The organism is Trinickia violacea (assembly GCF_005280735.1).
Lineage (GTDB): Bacteria > Pseudomonadota > Gammaproteobacteria > Burkholderiales > Burkholderiaceae > Trinickia_A > Trinickia_A violacea.
Window position 1 is genome coordinate 287,416 of record NZ_CP040078.1, and the last position, 18,735, is coordinate 306,150.

The 18,735-nt window shown below is 63.0% G+C and carries 16 protein-coding genes; 1 reads left to right on the plus strand and 15 read right to left on the minus strand.

The features are described from left to right. The 5 genes from FAZ95_RS23260 to FAZ95_RS23280 all read right to left on the minus strand — a co-directional run bounded on the left by FAZ95_RS23260 (position 1) and on the right by FAZ95_RS23280 (position 6,827). Positions 1 to 2,064 carry an NADH:flavin oxidoreductase gene (locus tag FAZ95_RS23260; protein ID WP_137334885.1) on the minus strand — a complete coding sequence of 688 codons (2,064 nt, stop codon included), beginning with the start codon at positions 2,062 to 2,064 and terminating at the stop codon, positions 1 to 3. Between the two features lie 36 nt (positions 2,065 to 2,100). Continuing rightward, the gene (locus FAZ95_RS23265) at positions 2,101 to 2,634 is read right to left on the minus strand and encodes a DUF5943 domain-containing protein (RefSeq protein WP_137334886.1); all 534 of its coding nucleotides are present in this window, start codon (positions 2,632 to 2,634) and stop codon (positions 2,101 to 2,103) included. A 129-nt stretch (positions 2,635 to 2,763) separates the two neighbouring features. Continuing rightward, complete coding sequence (locus tag FAZ95_RS23270; RefSeq protein ID WP_137334887.1) at positions 2,764 to 3,735, minus strand: dipeptidase; 972 nt, start codon at positions 3,733 to 3,735, stop codon at positions 2,764 to 2,766. 32 nt (positions 3,736 to 3,767) lie between these two features. Continuing rightward, positions 3,768 to 5,042, minus strand: a complete 1,275-nt coding sequence (locus FAZ95_RS23275; protein WP_137334888.1) for a serine hydroxymethyltransferase — start codon at positions 5,040 to 5,042, stop codon at positions 3,768 to 3,770. A gap of 219 nt (positions 5,043 to 5,261) precedes the next feature. After that, the gene (locus tag FAZ95_RS23280) at positions 5,262 to 6,827 is read right to left on the minus strand and encodes a methyl-accepting chemotaxis protein (protein WP_137334889.1); all 1,566 of its coding nucleotides are present in this window, start codon (positions 6,825 to 6,827) and stop codon (positions 5,262 to 5,264) included. Between the two features lie 204 nt (positions 6,828 to 7,031). On the opposite strand from FAZ95_RS23280, the gene FAZ95_RS23285 reads away from it, so the two are divergent. Next, complete coding sequence (locus tag FAZ95_RS23285) at positions 7,032 to 8,099, plus strand: GlxA family transcriptional regulator (RefSeq protein WP_137334890.1); 1,068 nt, start codon at positions 7,032 to 7,034, stop codon at positions 8,097 to 8,099. A 96-nt stretch (positions 8,100 to 8,195) separates the two neighbouring features. On the opposite strand, the gene fdhA is transcribed toward FAZ95_RS23285, so the two are convergent. From fdhA to FAZ95_RS23335, 10 genes are all read right to left on the minus strand, one after another. After that, positions 8,196 to 9,395 carry a formaldehyde dehydrogenase, glutathione-independent gene (gene fdhA / locus FAZ95_RS23290; RefSeq protein WP_137334891.1) on the minus strand — a complete coding sequence of 400 codons (1,200 nt, stop codon included), beginning with the start codon at positions 9,393 to 9,395 and terminating at the stop codon, positions 8,196 to 8,198. Between the two features lie 199 nt (positions 9,396 to 9,594). Continuing rightward, positions 9,595 to 9,936: an L-rhamnose mutarotase gene (locus FAZ95_RS23295; protein WP_137334892.1), complete on the minus strand. Its 342-nt coding sequence runs from the start codon at positions 9,934 to 9,936 to the stop codon at positions 9,595 to 9,597. 118 nt (positions 9,937 to 10,054) lie between these two features. After that, positions 10,055 to 11,581, minus strand: a complete 1,527-nt coding sequence (locus FAZ95_RS23300) for a UxaA family hydrolase (RefSeq protein WP_137334893.1) — start codon at positions 11,579 to 11,581, stop codon at positions 10,055 to 10,057. Beyond that, on the minus strand, positions 11,578 to 12,738 hold the full coding sequence (locus tag FAZ95_RS23305) for a mannitol dehydrogenase family protein (RefSeq protein WP_137334894.1): 1,161 nt from the start codon (positions 12,736 to 12,738) through the stop codon (positions 11,578 to 11,580). The genes FAZ95_RS23300 and FAZ95_RS23305 overlap by 4 nt, the downstream gene beginning before the upstream one ends. Positions 12,739 to 12,770: 32 nt before the next feature. After that, positions 12,771 to 13,781 (minus strand): zinc-binding alcohol dehydrogenase family protein, encoded by a 1,011-nt coding sequence (locus FAZ95_RS23310; RefSeq protein ID WP_137334895.1) that lies wholly within the window; start codon positions 13,779 to 13,781, stop codon positions 12,771 to 12,773. Between the two features lie 24 nt (positions 13,782 to 13,805). After that, the gene (locus tag FAZ95_RS40890) at positions 13,806 to 14,003 is read right to left on the minus strand and encodes a hypothetical protein (RefSeq protein ID WP_137334896.1); all 198 of its coding nucleotides are present in this window, start codon (positions 14,001 to 14,003) and stop codon (positions 13,806 to 13,808) included. Next, positions 14,003 to 15,019, minus strand: a complete 1,017-nt coding sequence (locus FAZ95_RS23320) for an aldo/keto reductase (RefSeq protein WP_137334897.1) — start codon at positions 15,017 to 15,019, stop codon at positions 14,003 to 14,005. The genes FAZ95_RS40890 and FAZ95_RS23320 overlap by 1 nt, the downstream gene beginning before the upstream one ends. Before the next feature lie 99 nt (positions 15,020 to 15,118). Continuing rightward, positions 15,119 to 16,066 carry an ABC transporter substrate-binding protein gene (locus FAZ95_RS23325; RefSeq protein ID WP_137334898.1) on the minus strand — a complete coding sequence of 316 codons (948 nt, stop codon included), beginning with the start codon at positions 16,064 to 16,066 and terminating at the stop codon, positions 15,119 to 15,121. Positions 16,067 to 16,103: 37 nt separating this feature from the next. Further along, positions 16,104 to 17,135, minus strand: a complete 1,032-nt coding sequence (locus FAZ95_RS23330) for an ABC transporter permease (RefSeq protein WP_137334899.1) — start codon at positions 17,133 to 17,135, stop codon at positions 16,104 to 16,106. After that, complete coding sequence (locus FAZ95_RS23335; protein WP_137334900.1) at positions 17,128 to 18,678, minus strand: sugar ABC transporter ATP-binding protein; 1,551 nt, start codon at positions 18,676 to 18,678, stop codon at positions 17,128 to 17,130. The genes FAZ95_RS23330 and FAZ95_RS23335 overlap by 8 nt, the downstream gene beginning before the upstream one ends. Between the last annotated feature and the right edge of the window lie 57 nt (positions 18,679 to 18,735).

Below are 18,735 nucleotides of genomic sequence, written 5' to 3' on the forward strand. Positions count from 1 at the left end.
TCAGAAATCCTTCGCGAGACGCAGTGCGTCGTAAATCGCGCCGTGGATGTTGTGCATCGAAATGCAATCGCCGACGCGGAACAGCAGGAAGCGGCCGTCGCCAAGTTGCTCCGCGAGCGACGGCTGCGGCTCGGCTGCGAAGAGCTTGTGCACGTCGACTTGTCCTTTGTTGACGGATTCGGGCTTGAGCTTCCAATAGAGCGCGTCGTTCGGCGTGACGCCGTTCTCGATCACGACCTGATCGACGGCACGCTCCTCTTGCTCTTCCGTGTACTCGTTGCGCAGCACGGCGATTTTCTTGCCGTCCTCTTCATACACGCGATCGAGCCAGTAGTTCGGCGTGTGAATCACGCCCTGCGCGTAGAGCCGGCGATAGAAAATCGGGAACGTCGTGCCGCCGACATCGTCGGCCACCTTGACGTCCGGCGTGACGATTTCGACCTTCGAGCCGCGGCTCGAGATGAAATCGGCCACACCCGCGCCCGCATGCGTGCTCACGCCGTCGTAGACGAGCACGTTCTGCTTCGGCTCGACACGTCCCGAGAGAATGTCCCACGAGCTGACCGCGAGCCCTTCCTCGACGCCCCACGCCGGCACCTGGTTCGTGAAACTCGAACCGCCGGTGGCGAGCACGATGATGTCGGGCTTCTCCGCGAGAATCATCTTGTCGTCGGCAGCGACGCCGAGGCGCCGGTCGACACCGATACGCTTCGTCTCCATATCGAACCAGCGGACGATGCCCGCCATCTGCTCACGCTGCGGCGCCTTCGCGGCAAGCAGGATCTGTCCGCCGACTTCGTTCTGCTTTTCGAACAGCACGACGTCGTGGCCGCGCAGACGCGCGACGCGAGCGGCTTCCAGACCCGCCGGGCCGGCGCCGACCACGACGACCTTGCGCTTCGGCCCACGCGACTTCTCGATCACGTGCGGCATCGTCGCTTCGCGCGACGTCGCGGCGTTCTGCACGCACAGCACGTCGAGACCGTTGTATTGGCGGTCGATGCAATAGTTCGCGCCGACGCATTGCTTGATTTCGTCTTCGCGTCCGTCGCGGATCTTGATGACCATGTGCGGGTCGGCGATCTGCGCGCGCGTCATGCCGACGAGATCGACCATCCCGCTCGCGAGCAAGCGCTCGGCCTGCCCCGCGTCGCGAATGCTCTGCGCGTGCATCACCGGCAGCTTGACGACCGACTTGATGCCCGCCGCGAGATGCACGAACGGCTCGGGTGGCAGCGCCATCGGCGGCATGCAGTTGGCGAGCGTGTTGTGCGTATCCGCGCCCGAGCCGATCACGCCGAGATAGTCGATCAAGCCGCTCTCGGACATCGCTTGCGCGATCTCCTTCAATTGTTCGTGATCGAGACCGTCTTCATGGAATTCGTCACCGCACATCCGCAGGCCAACGCAGAAGTCGGGGCCGACCGCCTCGCGCACCGCCTTCAGGACTTCGACACCGAAGCGCAGCCGGTTCGTGAGGCTGCCGCCCCATTCGTCGGTGCGGAAGTTCGTGCGCGGGCTCCAGAACTGATCGATCAGATGCTGGTGCGCAGCGGAGATCTCGATGCCGTCCATTCCGGCATCCTTCACGCGCTTCGCCGCCGCCGCGAAATCGCCGATGATGCGGCGGATTTCCTCGACCTCGATGATCTTCGCGTTGCCGCGGTGCACGGGCTCGCGCACCCCCGAGGGCGACATCAAATGCGGCCAGTGCTCGCCATGGAATGCCGAGCGGCGTCCCATGTGCGTCGCCTGGATCATGATCTTTGCGCCGTGGCGGTGCATCGCTTCGGCGAGGCGCGAGAGCGGATCGATGATCTTGTCGGTCGCGAGATTCACCGACTTCCACCATCCCTGCGGGCTATCGATCGACACCGGGCTCGATCCGCCGCACACGGCAAGGCCGACACCGCCCTTCGCCTTCTCCTCGTAGTAGCGGATATAGCGGTCGCCGGGCAACCCGCCCGGCTCCGCATAGACCTCGGCGTGCGCCGTGCTGACGATCCGGTTGCGCAGCGTGAGCTGGTTGAGCGTCAGGGGTTTGAACAGATGGGGATAGCGCATCTCAGGCAACCTCGAACTTAGTGCTTTTACCGCGTGTTATTGAGCAAGCGGCGAAACTTCGAATACGCAATGGTCGTGGCCTTCGGCCGCACATTGCACTTCTTTCGATTGCGAACGCGGCGCATGCTTGCCGCTATCGCTTGTGTCGTTCACCCAGTCCATCGCTCCCGCGAACCACCCGGCAAACATGTAGCAAAGCTTGCCTTCCTTGCCCGGCTGCTGGAGCACGAACGACGAATGGCGCAGCTCGATGCGCGCATGCGCACTTGCCGGATCCGCCTCGACGATCTTGAAGAGCCCCCAACCGCGTTGCGACAGGCGTTTCAAGTAGTGCTCGAAAACCGCCATGCCGCTGATGCCGTGCTGCTTTGCTTCCTTATCGCACCAGTGATACGCGGACTTGTAGCCGGCCTTGTAAAGAATCTCGGCATACGCCTCGCGGCCGAGCGCTTCCTCGACGGCCGTGTGGTTGTTCGTGAAGAAATGACGCGGGACGTACAGCATCGCCAGCGCGTCGGTGGTCCAGACGCCGGTATTGGGATCGACGTCGATCGGCAGTTGCGGTTGCATCGAATGACTCCGTGAGGAAAAAAGGCCGCACCCCACCTTTCTGTAGGCGCGGCATCGTCCGCGTGCCCGCGCGGGCACGTTCCGTTTTCTTGTTGGTGAAATCGCTGGCTTCGGCGGGGGGGCCGGCGCTTACGCGCCCCACACGTCCTTGAACACGCGCACCCAGTTCTCGCCCATGATCTTGCGGATGCGCGTCTCGCTCCAGCCCGCGCGCTCCATCGCGGTGGTCAGGTTCGGAAACTCGCCGATCGTGCGAATGCCTTCCGGGTTGATCACCTTGCCGAAATTCGTCAGCTGGCGATAGCGGCCCTTGTCGTGCGTGAGCATGTCGAAGAATTCCTTCGCGTAGTCCTGCGTGAAATCCGTGCCGATGCCGACTGCGTCTTCGCCGATCAGGTTCACGACATAATCGATCGCTTCGATGTAGTCGTCGATCGTCGCTTCGATGCCGCGCTTCAGGAACGGCGCAAACATCGTCACGCCGACAAAACCACCGGCATCGGCGATCTCTTTCAATTGCTCGTCGCTCTTGTTGCGCGGATGCTGCTTGAGCCCCGACGGCAGGCAGTGCGAGTAGCAGACGGGCTTCTTCGAGAACGCGATCGCTTCCGATGACGTATTGCCGCCGACGTGCGACAAGTCGACCATGATCCCGACGCGGTTCATCTCAGTGATCACTTCACGGCCGAAGTCGGACAAGCCGCCGTCACGCTCGTAGCAGCCGGTGCCGACGAGGTTCTGCGTGTTGTAGCAGAGCTGCACGACACGCACGCCCATGTCGGCGAACGCTTCGATATAGCCGAGGTTGTCCTCGAACGCGTGCGCGTTCTGGAAGCCCAGGATGACCCCGGTCTTGCCTTCCTGCTTCGCGCGGAAAATGTCGTCCGTCGCGCGAACCAGCGTCAGCAATTCGCCGTTGTCACGGATCTTCTTCTTCATCACGCCGATGTTGTCCACGGTCTTCGTGAAGTTCTCCCAGACCGACACCGTGCAGTTCGCGGCCGTGATGCCGCCCTTTCTCATGTCTTCGAATACCGAACGCTCGAACTTCGAGATGTTCAGGCCGTCGATGATGATGCTGTCCTGATGCAGCGTGCTCATGTATGGCTCCAGTCTTGTCGGGGGCGGTCGAATCAGTAGATCGGAAAGCGCTCGCACAGCGCGAAGATCTCGCGGCGCACGCGCTGCTCAGTCGCATGGTCCCCTTCCGGGTTCGCGCGCAGCGCGTCGAACACCTCGAGGATCAGGCGGCCGATCTCGCGGAACGCCGCGACGCCGAAGCCGCGCGTCGTGCCGGCCGGCGTGCCGAGACGGATGCCCGACGTGACGGTCGGCTTCTCGGTGTCGAACGGAATGCCGTTCTTGTTGCAGGTGATGCCCGCGCGTTCGAGCGCCTGCTCGACTTGCGTGCCCTTGAGACCCTTCGGACGCAGATCGACGAGCAGCAAATGGTTGTCCGTGCCGCCCGTCACGAGATCGACGCCGCCCGCCTTAAGCACCTCGCCGAGCGCCTGCGCATTCGCGAGCACGTTGTCGATGTAGGTCTTGAAGTCAGCCTGCAACACCTCGCCGAAGGCGACCGCCTTGCCCGCGATCACGTGCATCAGCGGACCGCCCTGCAGGCCGGGGAACACCGCGGAATTAATCTTCTTCGCGATGTCTTCGTCGTTGGTCAGGACAAAACCCCCGCGCGGGCCGCGTAGCGTCTTGTGCGTCGTGGACGTGACGACGTGCGCGTGCTCGACCGGGTTCGCGTGGCGACCCGCCGCGATGACGCCCGCGATGTGCGCCATGTCCACCATCAGCTTGGCGCCGACGCTGTCGGCGATCGCCCGGAAACGCGCGAAGTCGAGCTTGCGCGGATACGCGGAAAAGCCCGCGATGACGAGACTCGGCTTGTGCTGGTGCGCGAGCGCCTCGACCTGGTCGTAGTCGATCAACATCGTGTCGCGATTCACGCCGTACTGCACCGCGTTGAACCACTTGCCCGAGAGTGCCGGCTTCGCGCCATGCGTGAGATGGCCACCCGCATCGAGCGACATGCCGAGCACCGTGTCGCCCGGCTTCGCCAGCGCGAGCATCACCGCGCCATTCGCTTGCGCGCCCGAATGCGGCTGCACGTTCGCGTAGCCCGCGCCGAAGATCTGCTTGACGCGATCGATCGCGAGCGTCTCGACCTCGTCGACGAATTCGCAACCGCCGTAGTAACGCTTGCCCGGATACCCCTCCGCGTACTTATTGGTCAGCACGGAGCCTTGTGCTTCGAGCACGGCGCGCGACACGATGTTTTCCGACGCGATCAGCTCGACCTGCGACTGCTGCCGCTCGAGTTCCTTCAGGAGCGCGTTTTGAACCGACCCGTCGCGCTGGGCCAAGGGCTGCGAGAAGAAAGATTGAGTGTTCGACATGGAGCGTCCGTGACAGTGAGAGTAGGCGAAGGGCAACGCGAAGACCCCGCGGTTTCTGGCATTCCGGCGGAATCACGCTACGGCTGCCGACGCACTATTCTTGTCGTTCGGATTTTCTGTCGTGATGCGAATTTAGACGTGTTCTTTACCTTTTCCGCCATTTCGTCCATTTCCTGCCAATCGTCTGCACAAAGCGCTCGCGCGGCAATCGGCCTGCGGTCAGCGACTCGCTTCGTCCCGCAGACGGAACTGCGCAACTGCATCGTTGAGCCGCACGCTCTGCTCTTCAAGCGAAAGCGCGACGGCCGACGCCTCCTCGACGAGCGCTGCGTTTTGCTGCATCGTCTGCTCCATTTTCGTCACGGTCACGTTGACCTGCTCGATGCCGACCGACTGCTCGTCCGAGGCGATGCTGATCTCGCCCATGATCGTGTTGACGCGCTCGACCGCATCGACGAGCTCGGACATCGTCGAGCCTGCCTGCGCGACCAGGCCGCCGCCCTCCTCGACGCGGCGCGTCGAAGCGCCGATCAGCTCCTTGATCTCCTTCGCAGCCGACGCGCTGCGCTGCGCGAGCCCGCGGACCTCGGTCGCGACGACCGCGAAGCCGCGCCCCTGCTCGCCCGCGCGTGCGGCTTCGACGGCCGCGTTCAGCGCGAGGATGTTGGTCTGGAACGCAATGCTCTCGATCACGCCGACAATGCCCGTGATCCGCGAGGAGCTTTCGGAGATCGCCGACATCGTCGCGACGACGCGCTCCATCGCCTGCCCGCTGCGCACCGCGATGTCAGCGGCACCCTCGACATGGCGGCGCGCGTCCCGGGCGTTATCGGCGTTCTGGCGCACGGCAGCCGTCAACTGCTCGACGCTCGCCGCGGCCTGCTGCAGCGACACGGCCTGCTGCTCGGTGCGCGAGGACAAATCGACGTTGCCGCTCGCGATCGCGCGGACGTCGCTGACAATCGTTTCCGCACTCGCGCGTACCTGCTGCACCGTCGCGGTAAGGCCAGCCTGCATTTGCTTCAACGCGTTCAGCAGATAGGCCATCTCGTTTGCGCGGGCGACGACGACGGTGCCCGTCAGGTCGCCCTTGGCGATCTTCTCGAAGTGATCGACAGCGAGATCGATGGGCTCGACGATCGCCTTCGCGAGCGCGCGCTGCGCGAAGAAGCCGACGATGAGCGCAAACACGGCTACCGCGCCCAACGCCCAGACGATCTTGTGGAATAGCGCGGCGGCCTCGTCGTAGCGGGCCCGCTCGCGGTCGAACTGAAAGGTTTCGAGGGCCTCGATCGCCTGCTGGTATTCGGCGAAAAGCGCCAGGGGCGCGGAGCGCTGCGTGTCGAGGAAATTGAATGCGTCGTCGTGATCGAGCAGCGACAGCGCCTTCAGGAAGACCTGGTCAAGCAGCGTCTGGCGGCATTTTTGGAGCGCGTCGAACAGCGCCTGCTCCCGTGCATCTCGATCGTGCAGGCGCACGTACGCGTCAAGTTCGTCGTTGCTTTGCTTAAGCAGCGTATGGAGCTGCGCGATCTCATTCTTGGCCGGCTGGCCGGCGGCGATGATTTGCGCGACGTCACCAAAGCGCTCGCGCGCGACGAGCATGCGCTCGGAGCTCGTCTTGAGGTGCAGCAGCGACGCGGTGTCGTCGCGGTACATCGATTCAAGGGCAGCATTGCCCACGTAAAGGCCGGCGATACACGACCCTACGACCAGGACGAGCAGCACGGTGTAGCCGGCGATCGTCGTGGCGAGGCCACCGCGGATGGAAAACTGTTTGAGCATGGGGCTGCCTTGAACCGGCGACCGGCACGCGACCGGCGGCGGATGTGTCTTTCAGGTCACGAAACACGCTTGCCTCCTGGTAAAGCGCGGCAAACGCGGGAGCGATGGACGGGATAACGGCGCAGCCAATAGGAAGTTTTGCGCTAACTCGACATGGACATGGCAAATTGCGACTTCCGTATGCGCGGCCTAGGGTTTTGTCGCATGGCACGTTTCTTCCGCTCGCTCCCAGAATACGGTGCGGTATTCCCCCTAAACGACACTGATCCAGCCCAAGGAACGGTCCATATGTCCCCCGACCGTGCGGCGAAGTTCGCGCACTTCGCCTTCATGCCACTGCCTAACTTCACCATGATCGCGTTCGTGAACGCGATCGAAGTGCTGCGCATGGCCAATTACTTGAGCGGCGAGCCGCTTTACCGATGGTCGATCATCAGCCCGGAAGGCGGCCCGGTGACGGCAAGCAACGGACTCGATATCAACACCGGCCCGGCGGAATGCGTCGGGCAACCGGACATCGTGTTCGTCTGTGGCGGCGTCGACGTGCAGAACGTCACAACGGCCGCGCATCTGTCCGCTTTACGCCGCTTTTCCCGCATGGGTGTCGCGCTCGGCAGCCTCTGCACGGGCACCTATGCGCTGGCGAAGTCCGGCCTGCTCGCCGGCTACGCTTGCGCGATTCACTGGGAAAACATGTCGGCGCTGAAGCAGGCGTTTCCCGATACGCGCTTCTTGAGGGAGCTATTTGTAATCGATCGCGATCGCGTCACATGCACGGGCGGAGTCGCACCCCTCGACATGATGCTGCATCTGATCACTGCACGCGTCGGTACCGCACGCGTCATGCAGATTGCGGAGCAGTTCGTCGTCGAGCATGTTCGCGATAACAATGCGCAACAGCGAATACCACTCATTGCACGGCTGGGTTCAGCTAACAAGTCGCTGTTTGAAGTCATGGCGCTGATGGAAAACAACATCGAGGAACCGCTCTCGCGCGATGAGTTAGCGCGACTAGCCAGCATGTCGCAGCGGCAATTGCAAAGGCTGTTTCATGAGCATCTCGGGATGACACCTACCCATTACTACCTGACGCTTCGGTTGCGTCGCGCACGTGAACTGCTGTTGCAGACCAATATGTCGATCATGGACATTACGATGGCGTGTGGTTTCCAATCGGCGTGCCACTTCAGCAAGAGTTACCGTGAGACCTTCGGCGTCCCGCCCACGCGAGAACGCCGCAAGCAGGTCGCGCCTCTGGCCACTTACTCTTGAGTCTCGCCCGTCCGCGGCCCGAGACGTCTGCCAACCCAAATAAAAACAGGCGGTCCAAATGCAGGACCGCCCGTCTTCATTGCGCCTATCGCCGACTTACGCGGCCCGCAGCAGGTTGTGCGGATCGATGACGAATTTGCGCGGCGCGCCACCGTCGAACTTCTTGTAGCCTTCCGGCGCTTCGTCGAGCGAGATCACCGTCACATTGACGATATCGGCGATCGGCAGCCGGTCGAACAGGATCGCCTGCATCAGATTGCGGCTGTACTTCAGCACCGGCGTCTGACCCGTATGGAAAGAATGCGACTTCGCCCAGCCGAGGCCGAAGCGGATGCTGAGACTGCCGTGCTTCGCGGCGACGTCCTTCGCGCCCGGATCGTCGGTCACATACAGGCCCGGGATGCCGATCGCGCCCGCGGGCCGCGTGATTTCCATCAGCGAGTTGAGCACCGTCGCAGGCGCTTCTTCAGAATGGCCAGACGCGCCATGGCCATGCGCCTCGAAGCCCACGCAGTCGACCGCGCAGTCGATCTCCGGCTTGCCGAGGATCTGCTCGATCTGTTCGCCGAGCGTTGCGTCCTTCGACAGATCGACCACCTCGAAACCCATCGCCTTCGCGTGCGCGAGACGTTCGGCGTTCATGTCGCCGACGATCGTGCAGGCCGCGCCGAGCAGGCGCGCCGATGCGGCCGCCGCCATGCCGACCGGGCCGGCGCCCGCGATGTACACCGTCGAGCCGGGCTTCACGCCCGCAGTCACCGCGCCGTGATAGCCAGTCGGCAGAATGTCGGAGAGGCAAGTGAGATCGCGGATCTTGGCCATCGCCCGATCGCGGTCCGGGAATTTAAGCAGGTTGAAGTCCGCGTACGGCACCAACACGTACTCCGCCTGACCGCCGATCCAGCCGCCCATGTCGACGTAGCCGTAGGCGCCGCCCGCACGCGAGGGATTCACGTTCAGGCACACGCCCGTGTGCTGCTCCTTACACATCTGGCAGCGGCCGCAGGCGACGTTGAACGGCACCGACACGAGGTCGCCGATCTTCAAAGTCTCGACATCGCGCCCTACTTCGATCACCTCGCCGGTGATCTCATGACCGAGCACGAGCCCGACTGGCGCCGTGGTGCGACCGCGCACCATGTGCTGATCGGAGCCGCAAATGTTCGTGCTGACCACCTTCAGAATCACGCCGTGGCCGATGGCCCGGCCGCTCGGATCGACCATCTTCGGATAGTCGATCTCCTGAACCTCGACTTTGCCCGGGCCAAGATAGACGACACCTCGATTGTTGCTCATTGCACTGTCTCCTTCCGGTTGGATCGCGCTGCTGCGCACCGGCGGAAGCGGCGCCAGCAGCGACTGCATCAGAGTAGTCCGGAAGGCAACGCGGATGACAGGCAAAACCCGACACGCGCTTGCCCTGCGCCGACATCAAGTCGAACGCAATGACCTGGGGGCGAATCTTGAACTCACGATCCACAGCAGTCCGGCGCACTTACGCCTGCTGCTGCAAGTCGAATATCCGGTTCATCGGCACCCACTTCTGTCCTGCCGGCGTCCAGGGCGTGGGAGCCTGAAAACTCCACATCAGGTCCTCCCATTGCCGGACCGCGGGATTGCTTTCTGCGGCGCGTGCCATTCTGTCGGCGTCGTATCTGCCGTCGTCTGTTTCCATGACCATGAATAACCGCGTTCCCAGGCGATAAATCTCCATAGTCGAGACTCCATGCTCGCGTATATGCCTGACGACATCAGGCCAGACCTCTCGGTGAAGTTCTTCGTAACGCGCGATAAGATCCGGATCGTCTCTCAGATCCAGGGCAAAGCAGTAGCGCATAGCGGTTCCGTCTCAAGAAAGAAGTAAGCCAGTCGATGGCGAACTGCCAGCTCACCTTATGCGAATCCGGCGGCCCTCCCGGGTGCAATGCTCAATTTTCATCTCGTCGCGCCGACCGTCACATGACCGCGCCCCGCAGCCACGGCACGAACTCGCGATCGCCGATCCCGTTTTCCTCGCTGCAGGTCCGCTCGCCCGACGCTACAGCCAGGACCAGTCGAAACAATCGCTCCCCCGTCTCTTCGACGCTGAGTGAGCCGTCGACGATCTCGCCGCAGTTGAAGTCCATATCGGCCCGCATGCGCTCGAAGAGCCCTGTGGTTGTCGCGAGCTTGATCGTCGGAACCGGCTTCGAACCGAATACCGAACCGCGTCCGGTGGTGAAGCAGATCAAATTCGCCCCTCCCGCGATTTGTCCGGTTGCGGACACCGGGTCGTAGCCTGGCGTATCCATGAACACGAGGCCGCATTCGGATACCGGGTCCGCGTAGTCGTACACGGCCTTGAGTGCGGTGCCCCCTCCTTTCGACACCGCACCCAGCGATTTTTCCAGAATCGTCGTGATGCCGCCCGCCTTGTTTCCGGGCGACGGATTGTTGTTCATTTCTCCCCCTGCATCGCCCGCATAGCGCTCCCACCACCGCAGCTTCTCGAGCAGCCGATCCACCACGCCGCGCGACGCGGCTCGCGCCGTCAACAGGTGTTCGGCGCCGTAGATTTCCGGCGTCTCGGAGAGGATAGCGGTCCCGCCATTGCGTACGAGCAGGTCAACGGCCGCGCCGAGTGCGGGATTCGCCGTGATTCCGGAGTATCCGTCGGAGCCGCCGCACTGAAGCCCGACCTTCAATCGCGCTGCGGGCACTTCCGTGCGGGCTGCGCGCTCGGCCACGTCAACGAGCTCGTGAACGATCGCGATCCCCCGGGCGACGGTCTCTCGTACACCGCCCTCGTCCTGTATCACGAGTGTCCTGATCGGGCCAGGATTGAGCGGGCCCAGCAATTCGGCCATGCCGCTCACCTGGTTGACTTCGCAACCCAGTCCGACGAACAGCACGCCGGCGAAGTTCGGATTGCATGCGTAGCCGACAAGCGTACGGCGTAGCAATGCGATGCCGTCTCCGGCCGCCGATAGACCGCATCCGCTCTGGTGCGTGATGGCGACCACGCCATCGACCCCTCCGAAGGCGGCCATCGCGTCGCCCTTGAACGCGTCCGCTATCGCGTGACAGACGCTCGCGGAACAATTGACGCTCGCGATCACGCCAATATAGTTGCGCGTGCCGACCTGCCCGTCCGCCCGCACATACCCCTGGAACGTATCCGAGCGATCGGCTTCGGCGATACGGTACGTCGCATTGTCGGGTGGTCGCTCGCTCTGATGATGTTCGGGCATGCCGACGTTATGTACGTGGACATGCTCGCCTGCCGCGATGTCGCACAGCGCAACACCGATCGTCTGCCGGTACTTGATGATGCGCGCCCCTCGCGCGATGTCACGGGTAGCGACCTTGTGACCCGCGGGAACGGGGGCCGGGACCCGCAATGTCCGCCCGGCCACGTCGATCGACACATCTGCGCTCAATGCGCGAAGCGCCACCGCTACGTTGTCTTCGTCGTGAAGAATCACCACTGTCTGGTCTTTCATGATGCCCGTGCCCCTTGAGCGGCGTGTACCAGTCCGTGCCGCGCCAGCGTGCTTCGCAAGCGCGGCTGGGCCGCCGGCAACGATAGCGAATCCGCGAGTTCGATCAGCGGCAATATCCGCCTCTTGATCTTTTCGACATGGTTTTGCGCGATATCCGCAATTCGATGATCGAGGTACGGGTTGAGAAACCGCTCACGCACGCTTTCGAGATACCGCTCGGCGCGGCTGCGCAAGTCCATCGCGGCGAATACGTCGAGGACTTCTTCTTGCCAAACTGCCTCGATGCCGTCGCGCAGCCGTACATCGTTCATCGCATCGAGAACCGTTTCGGACGAGGCGCGGCCCTCCTTGAGCCACTGATCGGCCAGCCAGGTATGACCTAGATTGAGGAAGAACAGCTTCAACCGCTCGTAACTGCGCAAATCGTCCGTGAGCACGATGTCCTCGTGTACGCACGGAAGTTGCATGCCGTCGCGCCGCTCGATTGCCCATAGCGCATAGGGCTCGGCGACCGCGCCGACCGGATCGATCGGCTCGGATACGATGCGGTCGACCAGGGAGTTCACCCAGACGCAGTCCTCGAGCAAATAGCCGACAAACGATTGTGGGAGCGCCCATCGTTGAGCCAGACCGAGCACGACATCTCGAAGGGTGTCGCCATTGTTGGCGATGAGTTCGCACGGAAAGACCGACACGCCGGCATCGGGCCTCTCGCGCCATCGCGCATGAAGCAACGCCAGCAGTTTGGCGGGGTAACTGTGCGGTACCTGCGCAGTGTTCGCCAGCAAGGCAGCTGAATCGCGCTCGTCGAGCCGATAGCCCGTATCACCGGTGTTCGATACGATGACGCGCACGTCTTCGATCGTCGCGCAACGAACCGCGGCCCAGTCTTCATCGGCAACCCATGCCGTGCGGACGGCTTGGCATTCGATCATCTTGTCCACGACCGAACCGTCTTCCACGCCGCGAATATTCACGGGGTATTTGCCCGCTTGAGAAAGAGCCGCCACACGCGCGCGGCTTGACGGGTTCCCGGTGGTCTGCACAACGCTGATGCCGCCGATCGCGTCGCCGCGCTCAAGCGCCTGAGATACGAACAGGGCGACGTGTGCCAAAAGAAAACGGCTCGTGCCGAACTGAAGTATGGGTTCGCTCATCCTGCCCGTCCTGAATGGTCCGCCGCCACGGGTCAACACTCCACCAGCGCCTTCACCACGGTCTGCCCTGGCTCCAGCAGGCGCGCAAACGCGTCCGGCACTTCCGCAAGCTGCATGCGGTGCGTGTTGAGTGCCTGGTCTGGAATGCGTCCCGCGCGCATCGCCTCCAGCACGGTTTCGAAGTCCGCAGCTGTCGCGTTACGGCTCGCGAGCAGAGTGGTCTCGCGCTTATGAAACTCGGGATCGGAGAACGTCACCTGGCCCGGCACGATCGAGATGAGCGTGTATTTACCGCCATGCGCGACGAAGCCGAAGCCGCGGTTCATCGCGTCGATGTTCCCGGTCGCATCGAAGACGGCGTCGAAGAACTCGCCGCCGGTCAGCGACGCGAGCTGCTCCGTGTCGTCCGTGCCGACCGCGACGGCGGCATCCACGCCCAGTTGCGATTGGCAGAATGCGAGGCGATCGGCGCGCGTATCGAGACAGGTCACGGCGGCGCCGCGCAGCTTCGCGAAGATCATCGCGGCCATGCCGATCGGGCCCGCCCCGACCACCAGCACACGCTGACCAACCAAGACATCCGCGCGTCGCACCGCATGTGCCCCGATGGCGAGGAATTCAAGCATCGCTGCCTGGTCGAGCGTCACGCCTTCGGCTTTGTGGACGAACTGGGCTGGCACGCTGAGGTACTCGGTGAGCGCGCCGTCGCGATGCACGCCCAGCACTTCGATGTTGACGCAACAGTTCGTTTTACCCTGGCGGCACGCAATGCAATGCCCGCACGACAAATACGGCATGACGTAGACGCCGTCGCCGGCGGCAAGTCCCGAGTCGCGCTCGGCTTCGACGACCACTGCAGAAAGTTCGTGGCCCATTACGCGTGGGTACTTCAGATAGGGCTGATTGCCTGTGAAAATGTGCAGGTCGGTGCCGCAAATTCCGACGCGACTCACGCGCAGCAGCACTTCGCCGTTCCCGCGCACGGGTACGTCGCGCTGCTGTGCGCGCAAGACGCCGGGGGATTCGCAAATCACACTAAGCATGGTGGTGTCGTCCTATTGATCAAGTTAAGCGAGGCGGGTCATTGCGCCGACGCGGTAGAAACGGCACGCATTGCCGCCGAACACGTCGGGCAGCGCCGCAACTGCACCGGTCAGGTCGCTGGGGCCGAAGTCACGGTAAATCGGGCTCAGTTCTCGGGGAGGCCAGTAGCCCGCGCGCTCGCTGATTCGCCAATAGTGCTGGCGAGCATCGATTCGCGGCATTACGCATCCCCCTCGGGAACCGGCGCATTTGCCGCGATCAGCCCTTCGTTGCCGAGCGCGGCCCAAAAGCCGGCAGGCACGCGTTGCTCGAGCCACGCGATGTTCTGCTGCAATTGGGCGACACTGCGTGCGCCCACCACGCATGAGATGACGGCAGGATGTGCAAACGGAAACTGCAACGCGGCCGCCGGGAGCGCAACGTCAAAGCGCTCGCATAGCGTTGACAATCGCCGGACCTTCTCGACGACTTCGGCAGGCGCGTCCCCATAATTGAATTTACCGTTGCCCGCGAGCACACCGGAATTGAACACGCCACCCACGACGATGGCCGTCCCCAGGCGTGCGCAGTCATCAAGCAGCGGTTCCAGCGCTGTCTGTTCAAGCAGCGTGTAGCGGCCGGCGAGCAGGATGGCGTCGAGCGGCGCCTCATTCATCGCATCGGCCGCGACTTCCCACTCGTTGACGCCGAGACCGATCGCGCGCACCTCGCCACCCGCGCGCAGTTCCGCTAACGCGCGGAACCCACCGCCTGCCACCAACTGATCCCAATAGTGGGCGTGACGGTCGCCATGCGTCATCGCGCCGATGTCGTGTACATAGAGGATATCGATCCGCGGCATCCCGAGCCGCTGCTGGGTATCCTCGTACGAGCGCATGATGCCGCTGTAGCTGTAATCGAAGACTGGCCGGAACGAAAGCGGCTCGGCCCAGCCGTCATCGCCGGGCCGCACGCTCGCATCGGGCCGCATCAAGCGGCCCACTTTAGAACTCAGCGTGAACGCGCCACGCTCGCGCGCCGCGAGAGCCTGCCCTACGCGCCGCTCCGAGAGCGTATAGCCGTAGTACGGGGCGGTATCGAAATAGCGCAGGCCCGCGGACCATGCGGCCTCGACAAGGGCCGTTGCGTCAGCGGACGACATGGAACGGTAGAGACCGCCGAGCTGGGAACAACCCAGGCCGAGGGCAGTCAACTTTAGCCCGCTGCGAGGCAAGGTACGCATTTCGTGAGCGTTCATGAACCAAGGGCGCGATCGTTAAGGGATATTTCGTCGGAAGAAGCCGCGGGACGGACCTGCAGTGACCCGGTATGGCATGTCGGCAGGTCCGTGGCCTCGTCAATAGAGGACGTTCTTTGCTTCCTGGGAATCGAGGTTCTGCTTGTCGATCATGACGACGCCCGTATCGACCTGCTTCGCGACGGGTTTGTGTTCGATGACGTTCACCACGGTCTGAATGCCCTTGTATCCCATCTGATAGGACCCCTGAACGGCGATCGCCTGAATCGTGTCATCACGTGTGAAGTCCTGCAGATCCTGGTTGCCGTCGAAGCCGATGGCCACCAGTTTGCCCGCCTTCCCGGACTGCTTGAGCGCGCGGCCCATCCCGACGGCGGTGGGTTCATTGGCGCCGAAAATACCCTTCAGGTCGGGATTCGCCGAAAGCACGTCGGTCGTTTGATTCAGTGCGGTAGCCATCTGCGACTGCGAGTAGTACGGCCCGACAATCTGCAGCTTCGAGTGCGCCGCGATGTACTTGCGGAAGCCCCCCACACGCCCGATTTCCGATCCGGCGCCAGGCACGTAGGACATGATCGCGATCTTGCCCGTCTGACCGACACGATCGATCAGCGCCTTCGCGCACAGCTCCCCGGCCTTCTCATTGTCGGTGGACAGGAACGACTGGTAATACTGCTTGCCTGCGTCCGAAAGCGCCGAGTCGATCAGCACGACGGGAATATGCGCCTCCCATGCTTTCTTGATGGCCGGCACGAGCGCATCAGGATCGGACGGCGCGAGCACGATGCCTGCGACGTGCCGGTTGACGGCGTTCTCGACCATGTTGACCTCGTCCGCGATAGCCGATTCCGTAGCCGGCCCCTGGAAAGTCATTGTGTAGTCCTTATCCTCGCCGACCGCGGCCTTCGCACCTTTCTGCACGTTTTGCCAGTAGTTCGAATTGACGGTCTTGACGATCACGGCGATCTCGCCGCCGGCCGCGTGCGCGCCCGTCGTGACCGTCGCGCACAGCAATGCCGATGCCGCCAGTAGGGAAAACTGCTTCATGTCTCGCTCCTATGTCGTGTGGTTGAACTTCTGATAATTACAGCTTCCGGCTTCGCAACTGGTCGATCCAGACGGTGCCTAGAATCACGACGCCGATGATGATCTGCTGAATGAAACTGGATACCCCGTTCATGTTCAGACCATTGCGAAGTACCCCGATCACGAACGCGCCGATTGCCGTGCCGGAAATCGCGCCCGCGCCTCCCATCAGCGACGTGCCTCCGATCACCGCGCTCGCGATCGCATCGAGCTCGTACATGACGCCCTCGTTGGGCTGACCGGTCACGAGCCGCGACATCAGCACGCATCCCGTTACGCCGGCCAGTACACCGGATAGCACGTAAGTGAAAAGCTTCACGCCCTGAATGTTGACGCCGGAGAGTCGGGCTGCCTCCGAATTCGAGCCGACGGCATAGATGTGACGGCCGAGCGAAGTCTTCGAGAGCAGCACCGAACCCGCGACGAACAGCACGATCATGATGACGACGGGGTATGGGATGCCGGGAAAGGTCGTGTCCGGAAAACCGTCCGGACCGATGTGGGAGAGGCGGAACAACGCGCCGTTGCCGAGTGCGCCAAACGCATCGCCGAGGTCTGAGACGGGGCGCGCCCCAGTGATCTCAAGCGCAAGACCGCGTGCGACCAGCATCATGCCGAGCGTCGCGATGAATGGCGGCAAGCCCATGCGCGTCACGCAGATGCCGTTGACGAACCCGCACAGGCCGCCCACCGTGATCCCGCCGAGCATGGCAACCGGCACCGGCATGCCGGCCTTCACCAGCAGCGCCGCCGACACCCCTGCAAGCGCGAGCACCGAGCCCACGGAAAGGTCGATGCCGCCCGTGATGATCACGCAGGTGGCAGCGACGCCAAGATACGCGATGGAGGTCACTTGCAGGCAGACGGTCATCATGTTGCCGACCGAGAAGAAAGCCGCGCTCGTGATCGAGAACGCGATCACAAGTGCGATCAGGCTTCCCAAGGCCGCGAACTTCTGGATGAGGTCGCGACGTCGCTGTCGTGCCGTCCGGTCGACGGCCTGGGTCCGGTCCGATGTCATTTCAAGCATGTGTGTGTCCCGAAGCAAAGTGCATGATTTCCTCCTGGCTGGTCTGTTTCGTTTCGAGAACCGCCGTCATGCGGCCCTCGTGAAATACGGCAATTCGATCCGTCATCCCAAGCAGCTCAGGCAACTCCGAACTGATCAGCACGACACCGACGCCATCTGCGGCAAGCCTGTCCATCAGCCCGTAAATGGCGAACTTCGCGCCCACGTCGATACCGCGCGTGGGCTCGTCGAAGAACAGGATCTTCGATCCGCGATAGAGCCACTTGCCGATCACGACCTTTTGCTGGTTGCCGCCGGACAGGTTGCGTACGATCTGGTCGACAGATGGTGTGCGGATAGCCAATTCCTGCACGAAGCGCCGCGCAATCGCGGCCTCTTCGCTAAAGCGCAGGAAGCCGGCGCGCGACGAAACGCCCCGCACGTTCGCAAGCGTGATGTTCGCGGCAACGGGCATCGCGAGCGCAAGACCTTCCTGTTTGCGGTCTTCCGACAGGTAGGCGATGCCGTGGCGAATGGCTTCGCGTGGCGAACGTATCGTCACCGGCTGACCGTGAAGCGCAATCGTGCCGCCGTCGAGCCGGTCGGCACCGAAGATCGCGCGGGCGACTTCGGTGCGGCCCGCGCCCATGAGGCCGGCGAAGCCGAGAATTTCGCCCTTGCGAAGCTCGAATGAAATCGGACCGAAGACACCTGCCCGGCTCAAGTCGCGCACGTTCAACAGCACGACGTCCGTGGGCCGCGACTGCCTCGACGGATAAGCGTCTTCGATCGAACGTCCCACCATGCGGGCGACGATGTCGTTCACGCTCAGCGTGCAGAAGTCGTCGGTCGAGATATGGCGGCCATCGCGCAGCACTGTCACGCGGTCGACGATTTGCGCCATTTCGTCGAGGCGATGCGAGATGTAAAGGATCGCCACGCCTGCCGCTCGCAACTCCTTGATGATGCGAAAGAGCTGAACCGTTTCCGATTCGGTGAGCGAGGACGTCGGTTCGTCCATGATCAGAACGAGGGCGTCAAGCGACAGCGCCTTTGCGATTTCGACCATCTGCTGCTGCGCGATGGACAGCGCCCCGACCGGCGTCGTCGGGGCCACGTTCAAGCCGACGCGTGCGAGGCAGCGCGCCGCGTCGGCGTTGAGCTTGCGGGAGTCGACAAACGGCCCGCGTTTGGGTTCGCGTGCGAGGTACAGGTTTTCCGCCACCGTGAGGTGCGGTACGAGGTTGAGTTCCTGGTGAATGATCGCGATCCCGGCCGCCTGCGCTTCGGATGTCGAAGAAAACCGCACCGGCTCGCCGCGGTAGCAAATGACGCCTTCGTCCGGTTGGTACTGGCCGCTGATGATCTTCATGAGCGTGGATTTGCCAGCCCCATTTTCACCGCAGACGGCGTGGACCTCTCCACGTCGGAGGTCGAGGTGAATGCCGTCGAGAGCGACGACGCCCGGAAAGCGCTTGCCGATGCCCTCCAGCCGCAGGATCTCCCGGTCGGGGAAGGCTTGGGGCTCCGCAGCAAGGCTGGACGGGCCGTGAAGCGTTGTCATTACGTCTCCTCTGGAACGGCCGACCTGGCGCCGCGCGCTGGTCAGTCCAATTGCGTT